Genomic DNA, 18,900 nt, shown 5'->3' on the forward strand with positions numbered 1-18,900 from the left:
TGACACCGCCCGGCCGAATCCACTTCAGTGGTCTAGTCCAACTAGGGTGCGCGGTCGGGCCGAACCCCCCACTGGCACGTACCTTCGCCGTGCCCTCGGACGTCCCCCACGATCCGCGCCCCCGCAGGAGTCCCCCGCATGCGCAGAACAGCACCCGTACCCGCCGCCGCCCCGGCCCGCCGCCCCCGTACGCTGCTCGCGGCCGGAACCGCCTCGGCCGTCGCCGCCGCCACCATGGTCGGCCTCACCCTGGGCCTCGCGCCCGCCGCCTCGGCCGGGGAGTTCCTGGTCAACGGCGGCTTCGAGAGCGGCGCCCTGAACCCCTGGAGCTGCACCGCCGGCACCGGCAGCATCGTCACCGGCCAGTCGCACAGCGGCAGTTACGCACTGGCGGCGGCCGCCTCGGCGAGCGACAGCGCCCAGTGCACCCAGACCGTCGCGGTCGCCCCCAACACCACCTACACGCTCAGCGCGTACCTCAAGGGCTCGTACGTCTACCTCGGCGTGAACGGCGGCACCAGCACCTGGACGCCCGGCACCGGCGGCGCGTACCAGAAGCTCAGCGTCTCCTTCACCACCGGCGCCACCCAGACCAGCGCCACCGTGTACACGCACGGCTGGTACGGACAGGGCACGTACTACGCGGACGACGTCTCGCTGGACGGCCCGGGCGGGCCCTCGCCGACCGCCACCCCCACGGTGACCCAGTCGCCCACCGCGACGGCCTCCCCGACGGCGACGGCCACCGCCTCGCCGACCGCCACCGCGACCTCCTCCCCGACGGCCACCGTCTCCCCGACCACGCCGCCCCCCGGCGGCCACTCCCTGGTCGGCTACCTGCACGCCAGCTTCGCCAACGGCGCCGGCTACACCCGGATGGCCGACGTCCCGGCCTCGTGGGACTTCATCAACCTCTCCTTCGGCGAGCCGACCTCCGTCACCTCCGGTGACATCCGGTTCAACCGCTGCCCGGCCACCGAGTGCCCGACCGTCGAGTCCGACGCCGACTTCAAGGCCGCCATCGCGGCCAAGCGCGCCCAGGGCAAGAAGGTCCTGATCTCGATCGGCGGCCAGAACGGCCAGGTCCAGCTCACCACCGCCGCCGCCCGCGACACCTTCGTCAGCTCGGTCTCGGCGATCATCGACAAGTGGGGCCTGGACGGCCTCGACATCGACTTCGAGGGCCACTCGCTCTCCCTCAACACCGGCGACACCGACTTCAAGAACCCGACCAGCCCGGTCGTCGTCAACCTGATCTCCGCGCTGAAGACCCTGAAGGCCAAGTACGGCGCGGGCTTCGTCCTCACCATGGCCCCGGAGACCTTCTTCGTCCAACTCGGCTACCAGTACTACGGATCCGGCCCCTGGGGCGGCCAGGACCCGCGGGCGGGCGCCTACCTGCCGGTGATCTACGCCCTGCGGGACGACCTCACCCTGCTGCACGTCCAGGACTACAACTCCGGCTCCATCATGGGCCTGGACAACCAGTACCACTCGATGGGCGGCGCCGACTTCCACGTCGCGATGACCGACATGCTGCTCAAGGGCTTCCCGGTCGCGGGCAACACCAACAACGTGTTCCCCGCCATCCCCGCGTCCAAGCTCGCCATCGGCATGCCCGCCACCACCAACGCCGGCAACGGCTACGTGGCCCCCGCCGAGGTCAACAAGACCCTGGACTGCCTCACCAGGCTCGCCAACTGCGGTGCCTACGTGCCCAGGTCGGGCGCCCAGCCCGACCTGCGCGGCCTGATGACCTGGTCGATCAACTGGGACCAGTTCGGCGGCCGGGAGTTCTCGAAGAACTTCGACGGCTACTTCCACCGCTGACCCGCCGCGCCGGGCGCCGGAGGGGATCACTCCCCTCCGGTGCCCGGTGCTCCGCCGGATCCGGTCAGCTGTCCACCCGGACCGCCTCCAGGTACTCGGCGATCGCGTCCCGGTTGCGGGTGAGGAACCGGATCCGCTCGCTCATCCCCGCCAGTTCGTGCTCCAGGGTGGCGATCATCTCCGGGGTGGCGTCCGGGAAGTGGATGACCCGGGGCTTGTCCAGACAGGGCAGGATCTGTTTGATGATGCGGGTCGGCAGTCCGGAGTCGAGGAGCCCGCGGATCTGCAGCACCCGGTCGACCGAGGGCCCGTCGTACTCGCGGTAGCCGTTGGGGGAGCGGTCGGCCAAGATCAGGCCCTGCTCCTCGTAGTAGCGCAGCAGTCGCCGGGACGTCCCGGTCCGCTCGGACAGCTCCCCGATCCGCATGTGACCCACCCCACAGCCGAGCGCGTTGACCCTCACATCAATGTGAGGGTTCGAGCATAGTCGCCATGCGGACCACAGAGCTACCAACAGCCGCCGACCAGCGGCGACTTCCCGTACCGGCCCTGCTGGCACTGGCCACCGCCGTCTTCATCACGGCCCTCACCGAAACCCTGCCCGCCGGCGTCCTGCCCGCGATGAGCGCCGACCTCGGGGTGAGCGAGTCGGCCGCGGGCCAGTCGGTCACCATCTACGCCATCGGCACGGCGGCCACCGCCATCCCGCTCACCGCGGCCACCGCGGGGTGGCCCCGCAAGCGGCTGCTGCTCAGCGCGATGGCCGGGTTCGCCGCGGCCAACACCGTCACCGCCGTCTCCACCAGCTACCCGCTGACCATGGCCGCCCGGTTCGTCGCCGGGGTCGCGGCCGGCCTCGCCTGGGCGCTGCTCGCGGGGTACGCCCGCCGACTGGCACCGGTGCCGCTCCAGGGCAAGGCGATCGCCATCGCGATGACCGGCGCGCCCCTCGCCCTGTCCCTGGGCGTCCCGGCCGGGACCTTCCTCGGCAAGCTGCTCGGCTGGTGGGTGGCGTTCCTGATCATGACCGTCCTGGCCGTCGGCGTGATCGCCTGGATCGCGGCGGCCGTACCCGACCACCCCGGCCAGGGGCGGGCCGAGCGGACCCCGGTCCTGCGCGCCCTCGCCGTCCCGGGGGTGGTGCCGGTGCTGTTCACGACCTTCGTCTTCGTGCTGGCCCACACCGTGCTCTACACCTACATCGCCCCGTTCCTGGACCGGCTCGGGATGGGCGGTTCCACCGACGCCGTCCTGCTGGCCTTCGGCATCGCCTCCCTGGTGGGCATCTGGTTCACCGGTGCCCACATCCACCGCCGGCTGCGCACGCTCACCGTCGCGAGCACCCTGCTCGTCGCGGCGGCGGCCGGAGTGCTGGCGGTCACGGCCGGCAGCCCGCTGCTGGTCCACGTCGCGGCGGTGCTCTGGGGCCTCGGCTGGGGCGGGATCCCGACCCTGCTGCAGACCGCCGTCGGCGACGCGGGCGCCGAGCACGCCGACGCCGCCCAGGCGATGCTGGTCACGCTCTGGAACGCGGCGATGGCGAGCGGCGGGGTGGTCGGCGGCCTGCTCCTCGACCGCTTCGGCTCGGACACCTTCCCCTGGACCGTGCTGGCCCTGATGGTCCCGGTCCTCGCGGTGGTCACCGCCGCCCGCCGGCACGGCTTCCCGGCCGAGCGCGCCACCCGGTGAGCACCACCCGGTGAACGCGGCCCGGTGAACGCCGCCCGACCGCCGGTCCCCCGGGGTGCCCGCCGCGCCCCCCGGGGGACCGGCGTGTCCAGCAAGCCCGAAGCAATCCGCCGCGAAATGACGACCTATCATCCATCCATGGCCTCAGCTCAGTTGATCCGCATCGTCTCCCGTTCCTCGCCGATGGCGCTCGCGCAGGTCGAGCGCGTCCGGGCCGAGCTCGCCGCCCTGCACCCGGGACTGCGCACGGAGGTGGTCCCGGTGACCACCTCCGGGGACCGCTGGATGGGCGACCTGGCGCGACTCGGGGGGAAGGGCGCGTTCACCAAGGAGGTGGACGAGGCGCTGCTCGCCGGCGAGGCGGACCTCGCGGTGCACTGCCTCAAGGACGTGCCCGCCGACCGGCCGCTGCCCGCCGGGACGGTCTTCGCGGCCTACCTCCGGCGCGACGACATCCGCGACGCGCTGGTCCACCCGGGCGGACTCACCCTCGACGAGCTCCCGGGCGGCACCCGGATCGGCACCTCCTCCGTCCGCCGCCAGGCCCAGCTCGCCGCCTCGCACCCGCACCTGGACTGCGTGCCGATCCGCGGCAACGCCAACAGCCGGCTGGCCAAGCTGGCGGCCGGGGAGGCCGACGCGCTGCTGCTGGCGGCCTCCGGCCTGGAGCGGATCGGGGAGCAGGCGCGGATCACCGAGATCCTCCCGGTGGAGACGATGTGCCCGCCGATCGGGGCGGGCGTCCTCGCACTCCAGTGCCGGGAGGAGGACACCGACACCATCGAGGCCGTGACCGGCCTGGGCCACCGCGACACCTGGCGCGAGGCGACCGCCGAGCGGATGTTCCTGCACGTCCTGCAGGGCCACTGCAACTCGCCGATCGCCGGTTACGCCAAGGCCGAACCGGACGGCCGGCTCTCGCTGCGCGGCCGGGTGTTCTCCCCGGACGGCAAGCGGATCCTGGACGCCCACGAGTGGGCCGGCTCGCTCACCCCCGAGGACCTCGGCACCGCGACGGCCCTCGCCCTGAAGCGCCAGGGGGCGTCCGAGCTGATCGCCGCCATCCCGCACTGACCGGGCGCCGCTTCCGCTCCCCCACGGGGGGAGCGGAAGCGCCGGAAACGCCGGAAGGCCCCTTGCTCTCGCAAGGGGCCTTCCGGCTGTCTGTGCGCCGCCAGGGACTCGAACCCCGGACCCGCTGATTAAGAGTCAGCTGCTCTAACCAACTGAGCTAGCGGCGCCGGCTGACGGGGAAGACATTACCTGGTCAGCGGCGGAAACTCGAAATCGGGCCGGGCGGGGCCGGTCTTCAGGGCACCAGGACGACCTTGCCCCGGACGTGCCCGGTGCCGACCATGCGGTGCGCGTCGGCGGCCCGCCCCAGCGGGAAGGTGTCGGCGACCTCCAGCCGCAGCCCGCCGTCCTCCCAGAGCCGGACCAGCTCGGCCAGCCGGGCGGCCGTCCGCTCGGCGCGCAGGGCGCGCAGCCCGAGCCGCCCGGCGGTGGCGAAGTCGGTGATGGTGGCGATCCGGTCGCGATCGGCGACCAGCTCGACGGAGGCCTCCAGCGCGCCGTGCCCGGCCGCGTCGAAGGCCGCGTCCACGCCCTGCGGCGCCGCCGCGCGCACCCGCTCGACCAGGCCCTCGCCGTAGAGCACCGGGATCGCGCCCAGCTCGCGCAGGTAGTCGTGGTTGCGCTCGCTCGCCGTCCCGATCACCGTGGCGCCCCAGGCCCGGGCGAGCTGGACGGCGACCGTGCCGACGCCTCCGGCGGCGCCGTGGACCAGCACGGTGTCGCCCTTGCCGACCCCCAGCGCGGTGAGCCCGGTGTGCGCGGTCTGGCCCGAGGCGGAGAGCGAGCCGGCCTGCTCCCAGGGCATGCCGGCCGGCTTGGCGACCAGCTGCGAGCCGTCCACCGTGACGAACTCGGCGTGGCTGCGGAGCAGCCGGAAGCCCAGCACCTCGTCGCCGACCTTCCAGCCGGAGCTGTCGGGGCCGACCTGGTCGACCACCCCGGCGAACTCGTTGCCCGGGACCACCGGCGGCTCGACCACGACGCCGGGCGGGGTCCAGCCCTCCCGGACGGCCAGGTCGGCGGGCTGCACCCCGGCCGCGTAGACCCGTACCCGCACCTCGCCCGGCCCGGCCGAGGGGGTGGGCAGCTCGGCGACGCGCAGTACCTCCGGGCCGCCGAACTCGGGAACGGTGACTGCCTTCATGGGGGGTTCCTGCCTCTCAGTCGATACGTGATCCGCTCCTGTGATGATCGGATTTGAAGTGGGCTTGAGGTCAACCCCTAGGTCCTGTCCCGGTCGGCGTGTTGCGACAGCCGGGTGCATTGTCAGATTTATCCTTGGCGGCGGCCCGGACCCCGTCCGGCCGCGCACGTCTGATCGCCACCGAGAGGAACCTCCCCGTGGGCCAGCTGCCCCTGCTCTTCCTGGTGCTGCTCGCCTCCGTGGTGACCATGCCGCTCGCCAGCCGGACCGGCGTACCGCAACCCGTGCTGATGACCCTGCTCGGCATCGTCATGGCGGTGATCCCGCAGATCCCCGACATCTCCATCGACCCCGACCTGATCCTGCCGCTGGTCCTGCCGCCGCTGATCTTCGCCGTCGCCCGGCGCTCCTCGGTCCGCTACTTCCGGGCGAACGTCCGCTCCATCCTGCTGCTCGCCGTCGCCCTCGTCGTGGTCACCACGATCGCGGTGGCCGGCGTCGTCCACTGGCTGCTGCCCGCGCTGCCCGTCGCGGCCGCCGTCGCCCTCGGCGCCCTGGTCTCGCCGCCCGACCCGGTCGCCGCCGTCGCGGTGGCCGGCAGCGTCGGGCTGCCCCGCCGACTGGTGTCCATCCTGGAGAGCGAGGGCCTGTTCAACGACGTCACCGCGATCGTGATCTACTCGCTGGCCATCGACGCGGTGGTCTCCGACGACTTCTCCACCGAGCACGCCGTCCTGCGCTTCGTGCTCTCGGCGGTGGTCGCCGTCGCGGTCGGTGTCACCCTCGGCTGGCTCAACGCCAAGCTCGCCTCCTTCCTGGAGGACCCGACCCAGCAGGTCGCGCTCAACCTGCTGGTGCCCTTTGCCGCCTACAGCCTGGCCGAGGAGATCCACGGCTCCGGCGTGCTCGCCGTCGTGGTCTGCGCGCTCTACCTCGCCGAACGGGCCGCCGAGGCCGACGCGGTCTCCTACCGGCTGGTCGGCAACGCCTTCTGGGAGATCGTCGAGATCCTGATCACCGGCGTCGCCTTCGGCCTGATCGGCCTGGAACTGGCCACCGTCCTCAAGGAGGCCGGCACCGGCTGGACCGGCATGCTCGGTGACGCGGCCACCGTCATCGCCGCCGTGGTCGTGGTCCGGCTGCTCTGGCTGCTGCCGGCCGGCTGGCTCTCCAAGCGGCTGCGCGCCGGATCCGAGGAGGACACCCCGATCAGCTGGCAGGAGAGCGTGGTGCTCTGGTGGTCCGGGATGCGCGGGGTGGCCACCGTCGCCCTCGCGCTCGCCATCCCGCTGACCGTCCACTCCGGCGAGGGCTTCCCCGAGCGCGGCCGACTGGTCTTCATCGCCTTCAGCGTCGTCCTGTTCACCCTGTTGGTCCAGGGCCTCACGCTGCCCTGGCTGGCCAAGCGGCTGCACCTGGACATCGACCACGACAAGCACGAGCAGGCGGTCCGCCAGCTCTGGTGGCGGGCCGCCAAGGCCGGACTGACCCGGCTCGGCGAACTGGAGGAGCAGGACAATCTGCCCGCCGAGGTGGCCGACCGCCTTCGGGACCGTCAGCACGACCGGCTGGCCCGGCTCTGCCCGGAGAAGTACGCCGAGGAGGAGGCCTCCGAGGCGAAGCTGCGGCTCGGCCAGTGGCGCGCCGCGTACACCGTCGAGCAGGAGATGATCGCCGCCTCCCGGCGCGAGATACTGGCCGCCCGCAGCGAGCTCGGGGCCGATCCGGAGCTGGTCGACCAGGTGCTCCGCGGACTCGACCTGCGCTCCGAACGGAAGTGACGGCCCGTCCGGATCCGCGGCGCGAGCCGCGACCGGACGTGACCGAACGGAATGTGCGCTCCCGGTCCCGACGTTGCATAGGCTGACCCCGGGCAGGCCGTCAACGGAGTCGGCGCACCAGCCAGTACCCGCACGACCTCGCGAAACCCTCCCGCCTGGCCCTGCCGGTATCTGCACCCAGATGAATCGAGGAGCCACCGATGTCGGAGACCCGTGCCGACTCCCGTACCCCGCTGGACCGCACCCCGCAGTGGGCCGCCCTCGGCAAGCACCGGGCGGAGCTCGGCGAGACGCACCTGCGCGAGCTGTTCGCCGCCGACCCGGAGCGCGGCCGCCGCTACACCCTCCAGGTCGGCGACCTGCACGTGGACTACGCCAAGCACCTGGTGACGGACGAGACCCTCGCGCTGCTGCGCGAGCTCGCCGAGGCCACCGGCGTGGCCCGGCTGCGGGACGCGATGTTCCGCGGCGAGAAGATCAACACCACCGAGCGGCGCGCCGTGCTGCACACCGCGCTGCGCGCGCCCCGGGGCGCCGTCGTCGAGGTCGACGGCGAGAACGTGGTGCCCGCCGTGCACGCCGTCCTCGACCGGATGGCGGCCTTCGCCGAGCAGGTCCGCGGCGGTGAGTGGCGCGGCCACACCGGCAAGCGGATCACGGCGGTCGTCAACATCGGCATCGGCGGCTCGGACCTCGGCCCCGCGATGGCCTACGAGGTGCTGCGCTCCTACACCGCGCGCGACCTCGACGTCCGCTTCGTCTCCAACGTGGACGGCGCCGACCTGCACGAGGCGGTCCGCGACCTGGACCCGGCCGAGACGCTGTTCATCGTCGCCTCCAAGACCTTCACCACGATCGAGACCATCACCAACGCGGTCTCGGCCCGGGACTGGCTGCTCACCGGCCTCGGCGCCGGCACCGAGGCGGTGGCGAAGCACTTCGTCGCCCTGTCCACCAACGCCGAGGGCGTCTCGGACTTCGGCATCGACACCGCCAACATGTTCGAGTTCTGGGACTGGGTGGGCGGCCGCTACTCCTACGACTCGGCGATCGGCCTCTCGCTGATGATCGCCATCGGCCCGGTGGCCTTCCGCGAGATGCTCGACGGCTTCCACCTGGTGGACGAGCACTTCCGCACCGCGCCCGCCGAGGAGAACGTCCCGCTGCTGCTCGGCCTGCTCGGGGTCTGGTACGGCGCGTTCTTCGACGCCCAGGCGCACGCCGTGCTGCCGTACTCGCACTACCTGTCGAAGTTCACCGCCTACCTGCAGCAGCTGGACATGGAGTCCAACGGCAAGTCGGTGGACCGCGAGGGCAACCCGGTGACCTGGCAGACCGGCCCGGTGGTCTGGGGCACCCCCGGCACCAACGGCCAGCACGCCTACTACCAGCTGCTGCACCAGGGCACCAAGACCATCCCGGCGGACTTCATCGGCTTCGCCGAGCCGGTCGCCGACCTGCCGGCCGGCCTGGTCGCCCAGCACGACCTGCTGCTGGCGAACTTCTTCGCCCAGACCCAGGCGCTGGCCTTCGGCAAGACGCCGCAGGAGGTCGAGGCCGAGGGCGTGCCGGCCGAGCTGGTGCCGCACAAGACCTTCAAGGGCAACCACCCGACGACCACCCTGCTGGCCGCCAGGCTGACCCCGTCGGTGCTCGGCCAGCTGGTCGCGCTGTACGAGCACAAGGTGTTCGTCCAGGGCGCGATCTGGAACATCGACTCCTTCGACCAGTGGGGCGTCGAGCTCGGCAAGGTGCTCGCCAAGCGGATCGAGCCGGTGCTGCTGACCGGTGAGGGCGCCGAGGCGCTGGACAGCTCCACCGCCGAGCTGGTCGCCCGCTACCGCTCGCTGCGCGGCCGCTGACGCCGGCGGGGCCGTCGGCCGGGGAGCGTCCCGGCCGACGGCCCTTCGCGGGCCGGTCGCCGGGGGTCGGTCGCCTGTCGGGTGTCGGTCGGCCGCCGTTTGGTGCCGGTGAAAACGCCGGAAGGCCCCTTGCTCTCGCAAGGGGCCTTCCGGCTGTCTGTGCGCCGCCAGGGACTCGAACCCCGGACCCGCTGATTAAGAGTCAGCTGCTCTAACCAACTGAGCTAGCGGCGCCTGCTGACAGAGAAGACTTTAGCAGTGGCCCGCGGCCCCGCCAAAATCGAATACCGGGCGCCCGGCCCGGGCCCGGCCCGCCCTGGGCGGCCCGCCGGTCGGCCCGCGGGTCAGCCTGCCGGGAGCGGCTCCGGTGCGGCCTGCGGCAGCGGCTCGCGGGTCGCCCGGACGCAGGCCCAGAGCACCACCGAGGCGCCCGGCAGCCACGGCTCCCGACTGTCCGGGGCGACGATCCAGCGCCCCGAGCCGAGCCCGGGGGAGTCCGGGCTGTTCACCATCCGCTGCACCGGCGGGACGGTCACCGCGTCGCCCCGGCCGTGGCAGAGCAGCGGCGGCACGTCCCGGGCCCACTCCTCCCAGGCCAGCAGCCGGCGCAGCCGGGCCGCCGCACCGGGCTGGACGAACAGCAGCATGCGGCCGCGGTAGGTGGCGACCGGTCCGCAGCCGGGCCCGGACGTCCACAGCTCGTCCAGCACCCGGCGGCCGAACAGCGACGGCATGCTGATCACGTCGAAGGCGCGCCCGCAGGGCAGCACCGAGGGCGCCCACGGGCGTGACTCCCACAGGGCGCGCATACTGCGCGGGTACTCACTGGCGGAGGCGAGCCAGGCCTCCCCGGCCACGGTGACGTACTCCACGGATTGATACGTCCAGATGTCCACGCACAGCAGAGTGCGGTGTACCCGGGGTGGCCGGGAGGGAAAGTCCGGTTTGCCGGACAGCACGCCCGGCGGCGGAGTACCCTCCCCGGGCGCATATGCCAGCGGCGAGTTCCGCGCCCCCGTTTCCGCCCCTGGCCCCCTGAACCGCCGGCCCCTGTCCCCGGCTCCCGACCGCGGATCTCCACCCCGGTTCCCGCCGGTTCCCGCCCCCCGGCCCCGGTCGGGGCCGTCAGCCGTCGTCGTGGCGGCGGGGCTGGAGCAGGCCGCGCCCGTACTCGATCATCCTGGCCGCGTAGTCCGGGGTCCAGTCCGCCCGGTCGGCGATCTCGGTGTCGGAGAGCGCGTCGAACCGGCGGGTGTCCGCGAGCTGCGCGGCGGCCACCGCCTGGAAGTCGGTGGCCCGCTCGGCGGCCGCCCGGAACGCCAGGGCCAGCTCGGTGGAGCGGCGCAGCAGCTCGGACGGGTCGTCGATCGACTCCAGGTCGAAGAAGCGCTCCGGCTCCGGCTCGGCGGCCTGCGGCTCGAACAGCAGCTGCGCCGGGCGCAGGCGCCGGGCGGGCGCTTCGTCGGGGCCCCGGCCCGGGCCGGCCTGCGCGGTCGAACCGCTCTGGTCGGACGCCTTCGCGTGGGAGTCGGGCATGGACGGACACCTCCGGGTGATCGATGAGGGCGGACGACGGCTCCTGGGGAGGGCGCCGCCCGGTCGTGACCGTCGTCCATTGTCTCGCGGCGGTAGCCGGTAACGGAACGGTGCGATCGAGGCCGCTATTCCCGCCCGGCGCCCGCCCCGGCCGGCGCGCCGGGGGCGCGCCCCCGTGCGGTGGCCCCGCGGGCGCCCGCGGGGCCCCGGGGCCTCACAGCCGGACGCGGTGCCCGGCGAGGTGGTGCAGCACCTGGTGGTTGGCCTCCCAGCCGTCGGGGAACTTGACCGTGACGCCCAACTGAACCGGCTCGGTGGACGGGTGCTCGTCCAGCAGCTCGGCGATGCCGGCCCGGGCCACCACGATGCAGGCGTGCCGGTGGCGGGAGGCGAGCACGCAGAGCCGGCCGGTCTCCAGGTGGAAGGCGGTGGCGTCCGGCCGCCCGGAGAGCGGGTGCAGCACCACCGTCACGTCGTACTCGCGGCCCTGCAGCCGGTTCGCGGTGTCGACGGTGACCGCCGGCCCGGCCGTCGGATCGACCGGGACACCCGCGGCGACCAGCGCCGCCCGGACGGCCGCCGCCTGGTCCCGGTGGGCGGTGCCGACCGCGATCCGGCCCGGGGCCAGCGGGGTCGAGCCCTGCTCGGAGTGGGCGGTGATCCCGCGCTCCAGCAGCCGTCGGACGGTGGCCGCGACGGCGGCGACGGCCTGCGGATCGGTCCGGACGGTGTGCCGGGCGGGCAGCTCCAGCAGCGACCAGCCGTGCTCGGCGGCCCGGTCGATCGCCGCGTCCAGGGCGGAGCCGTCCGGGCGCACCGCGGCGGTGAGCCGGCGGTCCTCCGGGCCGGTCCCGGAGCGGAACGGCGTGTACGGGTAGAACGCGGCGGAGATCAGCGGCGCCGCGCTGGCCGGCAGCCGCCAGGAGACCGGCAGCCGGTGCGGTTCGATCTGCGGGTTGTGCGCGAGCAGGGTGACCACGGCGCTGCTCGACGGGTCGTAGGACAGGCCCGCCCACTGCTCGGTGCCGACCACGGTGAACGGGTCCAGCTGGCCCGGATCCCCCACGAACAGCGCCCGCTCGAACAGCCGGGCCACGGCCAGCAGCGCGTCCGAACGCATCTGGTACGCCTCGTCGACGATCGCGTGCCGCCAGGGCGCCTCGGCCTTGACCCACTGCCACTTGGCGGAGGTCGACACGACCACGTCCAGCTCGGCGAGGTCCGCCACCTTGTCGGAGGGGACGACGTTGGCGTGCCGCAGCACCTCGGGCCCGGGGCGGGAGTCCGCCGCGTGCAGCCGGCCGATGGTCAGATCCGGTGCCTTCTCGGCCAGTCGGCCGACCAGGTCGTCCACCTGGCCGTTGGTCTGGGCGACGATCATCAGCCGCTCGCCCGCCCCGACCAGCTCCCGGGCGGCGCGCACCACCAGGGTGGACTTGCCGGCGCCGGGCGGCGAGTCCACCACCACGCCGCGCGGGGCGCCCGGGGCCGGGCTGACGGTGGCCTCCAGGATCCGGGCCACGGCGGCGTCGGCGGCCGCGCCGGGGGAGTGCTCGGTGCTCATCTGCCGGGTCACTCCCACTCCTCGGTGGCCGCGGCCACGGGTTCGGCGGCGCCGGGCGGGCCGCCGTGCGTCCACGGGGTGTCGTCGGGATCGGGCAGCGGCGCGGACTGCCGGGCCGTCAACTCGAACAGGGTGAAGGTGACCCGCTCACCCGGCTCGGGCAGGCTCCCCGGCTCGGGCTCCTTCTTGCGGCCCATGCCGGACAGCACCCGCAGGGTGATGGTGCCCCCGGCCGGGTCGACCGCGGCGATCCGCGCCTTCTGCGCCGACGGGCCGTGCACCCGGTGCGCCTCGCGCCCGAGGTCGGCGTGCGGGTGGTCCTCGGTGCGGACCGTCACCAGCGGGCGCGGTTTGGGCGAGCGGCCCGAGGTGTCGTAGTCCGGCACCACCTCCGTCACCACCCCCGCGAACGCCTCGCCGGCCAGCCGGTGCTCGGCCATCGCCAGCGGATCGTCCAGCGCCTCCTGGACGTCCAGGCGGACCTGCTCGCGCTCGCGCTGCGCCAGCTTCCGGGCGGCCGTCACGGCGTCGTCCTGCCGGGGCTGCGGCGGCTCGCCGGCCGCCAGCCGGTCCCGGTGGCCGGTGTACGACCAGCGGTCGCCCGTCCAGCGCTCCTCCAGGTGCCCGGCCGGCGGCAGGGCGCGCAGCAGGTCCAGGCCCTGCCAGACGTCGTGCCAGGTGGGCAGCAGCACCTGCTCCAGCGCGGCCCGCAGCTGCTCGACGGCGCCCCGGACCGCGCCGCGGGCCCGCTCGGCGTCCTGCGGACCGTCGGCCCCGGCGGCGTGCGACAGGGCGGAGGCGGCGGCGTCGTAGCGGGCGATCGCCGGGCCGAGGACCAGCTCGTCGAAACGCGGGTCGGTGGCCGGCCCGGCCGGCGGGTGGAGCAGCTGGCCGTACGCGTCGCGGGCGGCCTCGGCCCGCTCGGCCGCCTCGGCACCGGTCAGCCCGGCCGGCGGTGCGTGCCAGGCGAGCTGGGCGGCCAGGTGCTGGTCCTCCAGATGGCTCTGGCCGGTCGCCCAGTGCCGGGCGAGCAGGCCGGTCATCGGCAGCAGCAGGCTGGTGCCCGGGACCTGCGCCCGGTCGGTGAGGTGGGTCAGCCAGCGGCCGAGCAGCGGCACCCGGGCCGGCGCCGGGTACGGGCCCGGATCGTCGTCCTCGATGGTGCGGCGGAACCGGGTGGAGCGGCCGAGCAGGGCCAGGTGGTGCACCCCGGCGCTGTTCGGGACGACCAGCTGCGGCGCGTCGGCGCACAGCTCGCGCAGGACCTGGGTCTTCTCGCCCGTCTCCGGGTCCTTCTCGGAGCCCTCGATCTGCTCGACCTCGGTGGCGAAGGACTCCAGGTACGGCAGCAGGTCGGCGGCCAGCTCGGCCAGGAAGTCGAAGCGCAGCGTGCGGTTGAGCGGCTGCGGGACGAGGTGCAGCCGGGGTGCGGACCGGTCGGTGCCGAGCAGCACGGCCAGCGGCGCACCCGCCTCGCCGGCCGCCGTCAGCGGGACGAGGACCATCGGACGGTCGGACAGGTGGCGGTGGCGGACGGTGGCCAGCGGCTCGGCCCGTCCGCTGCGGACGGCCTCCAGCCGGGCGAGGGTGCCGAGCAGGCTCATCGGACGGCCCCGGCGGCGCTCGCCCCCACGGGGCGCCCCAGCGCCTCGGCGCGCAGCGCGGCCGCGTACGCCAGTCGGGCGGCCGCCTCCTCGGTGCCGTCGCCGGTGCTGGCGGCGAGCGCCGCGGTGACCGTCCGGATGCTGCCGAGCTCGCCGCGCACGCCCCGGCCCAGCTGCTCGACCCGGTCGTCGCAGCGGGCCCGGGACCGGCAGTGGAAGCCCAGCTCACAGGTGGAGAGGCAGTCCGGGCTGTAGGCGGCGGGCACCGCCTCGACCGCCTCGGCCAGCGCCTCGGCGGGGCGGGTCGGCGCGCCGTCCCGGCCGGGTGCGAGGTCGAAGGTGGCGCCCGGCGGCAGGGCGTCCAGCAGCCGGTCGATGCCGGTCATCCGGCTCAGCTGGCGGCGGGTGGTGGCCAGCTCGCGGCGGACGTCGACGGCGACGGCGGTGGGCCGGTTGCCGAAGTCCTTCGGGCAGACCAGCAGCACGCTCAGCCGGGGGCTGCCCGGCAGCCGCTGCTCGCTGTACGGGTCCGGGTCGACCGGGCGGCCGGCCAGGGCGGCGGCGGTCTCCTGGAGCGCCAGCACGTACACGGCGGCCTGCCGGGCGGCGGCGCCGACCTTGGCCGGGTCCGCGCTGCCGTCCAGCACCGGGAAGGACTTGATCTCGACCACGGTGCACCGCCCGCCGTGCACCACCACGGCGTCCGGCTCCAGGTAGGCGGAGCTGCCGGCCACGGTCAGGCGCAGCAGCGGGTGGTCCAGCAGCGTCCAGGTGTCCGGATCGGCGGCCGCCTCGGCCAGCGCGGCGGCCGTGCGCTCGGCCCGGACCGCTGGTCCCGAGCGGCGCAGCAGGTCGGGCACGGCGAGCGGGGCGCCGCCGTCCGCCGGGAGGCCGAGGTGGCGGCGGAGCGGCTCCAGCAGGGACGCGTACCCGTCCGCCTTCAGCCGGGACTCGAAGATCACGCCGCGCGCGATGGCGAACGGCGACTGCCCGAACGGTGCGGGGCGGCCGAGCCGGGCGGCCAGCGCCGACTTGTCGACCCCCGCGGCGTCGAGCACGGCGCGGCGGTGGCAGCCCGGATTGGCTGCGAGCGCGGCGAGGGAACGGGCGTTCAGGCTGCGCTGCGGTGCCGGACCGCGCAGCTCGGCGAGCCGCTGGGCGAGCGGCTCAAGGTGTCCGCCGGGCTGGACATTCGTCGAGGCGTTCATGGTGCGGCCCAGTGTCGCACCCGGGTCCGACAATCCCGTCCGGACCGGCCGGATCGGGCGATCTCCGGCCCCGGAGGGCGGGGTGGTGCGGTGCCCCGGGGCGTGGTGGTGCCGTGTGGGTGCGCGGTGGTGCGGCCCGGGCGGGTGCCCGGATCCGGTGCGGGATCGTGGGGCGCCCCGGGGTGAGGGATCATGGAGCCCGGTGCTCAAGGGTGAGACCGACCGTTGCCACCGCCCCGTTGCGAGGAGCCTTCCCATGCCCGCCCGAATCGTGCTGGTCCGCCACGGCGAGACCGAATGGTCGGCCACCGGCCGCCACACCGGCCGCACCGACATCCCGCTCACCGAGGAGGGCCGGGCGATGGCCCGGGCGCTCGGCGCCCGGCTGGCCGAGGCCCCCTGGAACGGACTGCCGGACGCGCTGGTCTACACCAGCCCGCTCGACCGCGCCAAGGAGACCTGTGCACTGGCCGGCTTCGGCGACCGCGCGGTGGACCGCCCCGAGCTGCTGGAGTGGGACTACGGCAGCTACGAGGGCCGCACCGGCTCCGACATCCGTGCCACCGACCAGCCCGGCTGGCTGATCTGGCGCGACGGCGTGCCCGGCGGCGAGAAGCTCGGCGAGGTGGCCGCGCGGGTCGACGCCTTCCTGGCCGGCCTCAACGACGAGCACGGGGTGCCCGAACCGGACACCACCGTGATGCACGGCGCCGACCGCGACGTGCTGCTCTTCGCCCACGGCCACCTGCTGCGCATCCTCACCGCGCGCTGGCTCGGGCTGCCCCCCGAGTACGCCCAGCGCTTCAAGCTCGGGACGGCGGCGCTCTGCGTGCTCTCCTGGGAGTACGGCGCCCCGGCGGTCGAGGTCTGGAACGACCTCGGCCACCTGGAGGGCCTGAAGCACTGACGGCCGGTCGGCCCCGGCACCCGTGCCGGGGCCGACCGTCGTCCGGGTGGCTGTCCGGGGCGGCTGTTCAGGCGGCCGCCGCCAGGTCGTACTCGGTCAGGAACCGGCCGACCTCCGGCACGGCGGCGTGGCTGCGCAGCCGCTCGGCGGTGTCCGCGAGCATGCTCCGGATCCGGGCCGAGCGGACCTCGCCGAACAGGGCGACGGCGGCCGTGCCGTGGCCCGCGGCGCCGGCCAAGTCCCCCCGGCCGAGCCGGTCGTGGGCCAGCTCGGCGGTGTAGAGCACCCGGTTGCGGACGAAGTGCGGCTCCTGGAGCGCTATGGCCAGCCCGGCCCGTTCGCTGGCGCGGTCCCAGTCCCCGAGGGCGGACCAGCACTGCGACTCCAGCCCGGCGATCTCCGCCTCGCCGAAGAAGGACATCCACTCCGGGTCCGCCTCGGACGGGCCGAGGTCGAACAGCCGGTACGCCCGGGCGAGCGCCCGCTCGCAGGCGGTGCGGTCCTGGAGCAGCGCCCAGCCGCCGGCCTCGCGCATGGCGAGCAGCGAGAGCAGCCGCTCGGAGTCGAGCTGCCGGGCGGCGGCCTGCCCCGCCTGGGCGGCGCGCAGGGCCTCGCGGGGGCGGCCGGCGTCCCGGGCGAGGAAGGCGCTGTTGCAGAAGACGTGCGCCTCCAGTGCGGCGTCGCCCGCCATCCGGGCGGTGGCGAGCGCCTCGGCGTAGAGCGAGCGGGCCTCCGCCAGCCGGTTCGAGTCGTGCGCCAACCAGCCCACCGAGATGGCCAGTTCGCCGGCTCCGGCCTGGAGTCTGCGCTCGGTCTCGGTGCTGTACTCGCCCTCGTCGAGCAGCACGTAGGCGGTGCGCAGCGACTGCCCGGCCAGCTCGAACAGCGCGTCGGCGCCGCGCGCGTCGTCGGCCAGCCGGATGTCCCGGACGGCCTGCTCCACGCCCAGTACCTCGGCGGTGCCGATGCGGCGGGGCGGCGGCACCGGCCCGGGCCGGCCGGGCACGAAGGCCGTCCCCGGGTCGAACAGGGGGGTGCCGGGGCCGAACCGGGTTGCCACGGCGCCGGATTGGGCCGGGATGAGCCCGCTCGGGGCGGGCCGCCCGGGGGCGGCTGCGGCCGACCGGTCGATGCCGATCACGGTGGCCAGCGCGGCCGAGCCGCCGGCCAGGAACGTACGGCGACGCACGTCGTCGTTCTCCTCGTCGAAATGGTGCGATCCGTCGGGCCCCCGGGGCGCCACGGGCCTCGGCGGGAGTGGCCCGCCGGGTGGGGGCGGTTCCGCGTACGGCGAGGCAGCGTACGGGAGTTGTGTGGAGAACGGTGAGCGCGGGGCGGGCAGGGACGGGAACTGCGGGTGGAGCAGGGGTGCCGGGGCGTCCGCGCCGACCTCCGCCGGGCGGCGGCGGACGGCGGTGCGGGGGGCGAAGCCCAGGTCGGCGAGCGAGCGATCCGGCCACATGTGCCGGAAGACGCGCTCGTAGGCGTAGTTGGGACAGCGGATCTCGCCGGCCTCGACCCGTCCGACGTAGCGGGCGTCGCAGGACACGTGTTCGCCGATCTCGCGGGCGGCCCGGCGGACGGCCAGGGCGAACTCGCCCGGCGAGCGGTCGCCGCGCAGGGCGCGCATCACGGTGTTGGGTGACGGGCGGTTCGGCTCGGCCGGTGGGGTGGCTGCCATGGTGCGCTCCGTGGTCGTGCGGGGGGTGCTGCGGGGGTACTGCGGGGGTGCTGCGGGGTGGGTGCCTCAGGGTGGGTGCTTCAGGGTGGGGCGGGGTGGTGCGAGTGGTCGTGCGGGGTGGTGGTGCGGGTGGGGCCGACGTGATCCGGGGTGGGGGTGCGAACCGGGCCACGGGTGTGCCCGGTGAGGCCGGATGGGGCTCCGGGTGCGCCACCGACAGTACCCGCAGTCACCATCCGGGCACAGCGAGTTCCTGGTGGATGTGCTGTCAATCCGGTGCAAAACGGGCGCTGTTGCCGAGATCTGCCATGAAATGCCATGCCTTGCTGTAAGGCGCCCCGTGGCCTGTGGAGTGGTCGCCGCGTTGTCCTGATACGTGGAAGCCCCCGCCGTCGCCCAGGCCCGCCGCCCGTCGCGGCGCCCCCACCGCCCGGGCGGTCCCGCTTCCGATCCGACGAGGTGACAGGAGTGCCTGTGATGGCCACCGGAGTGCCGCAGTACCACCGCCTGGTCGCCGGAGGGGTGCTCGCCGCCGCCGTTCCGGCCCTCCTGCCCGAGTCCGCCGACGACCGCTCCCCGTGCGGCGGCGGCGCGGTCCGCCGCCCCGGCGGGGCCGGCCTGCCGGCGCCCGGTGACGCCGCCGCGGTCGTGGCCGCCTACGACACGGTCACGGTCGCACTGCGGCACGGCCTGGAGGCGGTCGACATCCTGCGGCTGCGCCGGGCCTGCGGGGCGGTGCTGCAGAGCAGGAACGGCAGCACCGTCTCCTTCCTCGTCCCGGCCGGCACCTCCGAGACCTGGCACCTGCCCGGCAGCTCCTGTACCGCGGGCGCCCTGATGCCGCCTGCCACCGACCCGCGCTGGGTGATGCCCCCGACCGGCGCCGACCTCGCGGTCCGCCCCACCGACTCCTGGGTCCTCCGCTCGGCCCTCTGCGAGGCCGCCTGCACCCTGACCGCGGGCGGCCTCGGCCCGTTCTGAGACCCCGCCCGGCCCCATCCGGCCCCCGCTGCACCCCGG

15 protein-coding genes and 2 tRNA genes are annotated in these 18,900 nt (G+C 74.6%); 7 read left to right on the forward strand and 10 right to left on the reverse strand.

Annotated elements, in window-relative coordinates:
• Positions 1–138: 138 nt before the first annotated feature.
• Positions 139–1,830, forward strand: a complete 1,692-nt coding sequence (locus ACFVVX_RS17950; protein ID WP_387946490.1) for a chitinase — start codon at positions 139–141, stop codon at positions 1,828–1,830.
• A gap of 64 nt (positions 1,831–1,894) precedes the next feature.
• Here the strand turns inward: ACFVVX_RS17950 and ACFVVX_RS17955 are convergent, their stop codons facing one another.
• The gene (locus ACFVVX_RS17955; protein ID WP_387946492.1) at positions 1,895–2,257 is read right to left on the reverse strand and encodes a MerR family transcriptional regulator; all 363 of its coding nucleotides are present in this window, start codon (positions 2,255–2,257) and stop codon (positions 1,895–1,897) included.
• Positions 2,258–2,322: 65 nt separating this feature from the next.
• Here ACFVVX_RS17955 and ACFVVX_RS17960 point away from each other — a divergent pair, with 65 nt between their 5' ends.
• Positions 2,323–3,519 carry an MFS transporter gene (locus ACFVVX_RS17960; RefSeq protein ID WP_387946494.1) on the forward strand — a complete coding sequence of 399 codons (1,197 nt, stop codon included), beginning with the start codon at positions 2,323–2,325 and terminating at the stop codon, positions 3,517–3,519.
• Between the two features lie 138 nt (positions 3,520–3,657).
• Positions 3,658–4,593, forward strand: a complete 936-nt coding sequence (gene hemC / locus ACFVVX_RS17965) for a hydroxymethylbilane synthase (protein ID WP_387946496.1) — start codon at positions 3,658–3,660, stop codon at positions 4,591–4,593.
• A gap of 93 nt (positions 4,594–4,686) precedes the next feature.
• Here the strand turns inward: hemC and ACFVVX_RS17970 are convergent.
• Together ACFVVX_RS17970 and ACFVVX_RS17975 are read right to left on the reverse strand one after the other, a co-directional pair.
• Positions 4,687–4,760 (reverse strand) — tRNA-Lys (locus ACFVVX_RS17970).
• A 68-nt stretch (positions 4,761–4,828) separates the two neighbouring features.
• Positions 4,829–5,737 carry an NADP-dependent oxidoreductase gene (locus tag ACFVVX_RS17975; RefSeq protein ID WP_387946498.1) on the reverse strand — a complete coding sequence of 303 codons (909 nt, stop codon included), beginning with the start codon at positions 5,735–5,737 and terminating at the stop codon, positions 4,829–4,831.
• A gap of 197 nt (positions 5,738–5,934) precedes the next feature.
• Here ACFVVX_RS17975 and ACFVVX_RS17980 point away from each other — a divergent pair, with 197 nt between their 5' ends.
• Positions 5,935–7,518, forward strand: a complete 1,584-nt coding sequence (locus ACFVVX_RS17980; protein WP_387946500.1) for a Na+/H+ antiporter — start codon at positions 5,935–5,937, stop codon at positions 7,516–7,518.
• A gap of 200 nt (positions 7,519–7,718) precedes the next feature.
• Complete coding sequence (gene pgi, locus ACFVVX_RS17985) at positions 7,719–9,380, forward strand: glucose-6-phosphate isomerase (RefSeq protein WP_387946502.1); 1,662 nt, start codon at positions 7,719–7,721, stop codon at positions 9,378–9,380.
• 160 nt (positions 9,381–9,540) lie between these two features.
• Here pgi and ACFVVX_RS17990 read toward each other — a convergent pair.
• The 6 genes from ACFVVX_RS17990 to ACFVVX_RS18015 all read right to left on the reverse strand — a co-directional run bounded on the left by ACFVVX_RS17990 (position 9,541) and on the right by ACFVVX_RS18015 (position 15,292).
• Positions 9,541–9,614: transfer RNA gene (locus ACFVVX_RS17990), tRNA-Lys, on the reverse strand.
• A 110-nt stretch (positions 9,615–9,724) separates the two neighbouring features.
• Positions 9,725–10,276 carry a bifunctional DNA primase/polymerase gene (locus tag ACFVVX_RS17995; protein WP_387946504.1) on the reverse strand — a complete coding sequence of 184 codons (552 nt, stop codon included), beginning with the start codon at positions 10,274–10,276 and terminating at the stop codon, positions 9,725–9,727.
• Positions 10,277–10,505: 229 nt separating this feature from the next.
• Positions 10,506–10,916: a hypothetical protein gene (locus tag ACFVVX_RS18000; RefSeq protein WP_387946506.1), complete on the reverse strand. Its 411-nt coding sequence runs from the start codon at positions 10,914–10,916 to the stop codon at positions 10,506–10,508.
• A gap of 214 nt (positions 10,917–11,130) precedes the next feature.
• Entirely contained in the window at positions 11,131–12,480 is a 1,350-nt protein-coding gene (locus ACFVVX_RS18005; RefSeq protein ID WP_387946582.1) for an AAA domain-containing protein, read from the reverse strand.
• 8 nt (positions 12,481–12,488) lie between these two features.
• Complete coding sequence (locus ACFVVX_RS18010; protein ID WP_387946508.1) at positions 12,489–14,084, reverse strand: hypothetical protein; 1,596 nt, start codon at positions 14,082–14,084, stop codon at positions 12,489–12,491.
• The gene (locus tag ACFVVX_RS18015; protein ID WP_387946510.1) at positions 14,081–15,292 is read right to left on the reverse strand and encodes a hypothetical protein; all 1,212 of its coding nucleotides are present in this window, start codon (positions 15,290–15,292) and stop codon (positions 14,081–14,083) included. The genes ACFVVX_RS18010 and ACFVVX_RS18015 overlap by 4 nt, the downstream gene beginning before the upstream one ends.
• 256 nt (positions 15,293–15,548) lie before the next feature.
• Between ACFVVX_RS18015 and ACFVVX_RS18020 the strand changes: the two genes are divergently transcribed.
• The gene (locus tag ACFVVX_RS18020; RefSeq protein ID WP_387946512.1) at positions 15,549–16,199 is read left to right on the forward strand and encodes a histidine phosphatase family protein; all 651 of its coding nucleotides are present in this window, start codon (positions 15,549–15,551) and stop codon (positions 16,197–16,199) included.
• A 67-nt stretch (positions 16,200–16,266) separates the two neighbouring features.
• Here ACFVVX_RS18020 and ACFVVX_RS18025 read toward each other — a convergent pair whose 3' ends face one another.
• The gene (locus ACFVVX_RS18025; RefSeq protein ID WP_387946514.1) at positions 16,267–17,880 is read right to left on the reverse strand and encodes a tetratricopeptide repeat protein; all 1,614 of its coding nucleotides are present in this window, start codon (positions 17,878–17,880) and stop codon (positions 16,267–16,269) included.
• A gap of 477 nt (positions 17,881–18,357) precedes the next feature.
• Here ACFVVX_RS18025 and ACFVVX_RS18030 point away from each other — a divergent pair, with 477 nt between their 5' ends.
• On the forward strand, positions 18,358–18,861 hold the full coding sequence (locus ACFVVX_RS18030; protein WP_387946516.1) for a hypothetical protein: 504 nt from the start codon (positions 18,358–18,360) through the stop codon (positions 18,859–18,861).
• Positions 18,862–18,900: the final 39 nt, after the last annotated feature.

The sequence above is a fragment of the Kitasatospora sp. NPDC058170 genome (assembly GCF_042883905.1).
In the GTDB taxonomy this organism is placed as follows: Bacteria; Actinomycetota; Actinomycetes; order Streptomycetales; family Streptomycetaceae; genus Kitasatospora.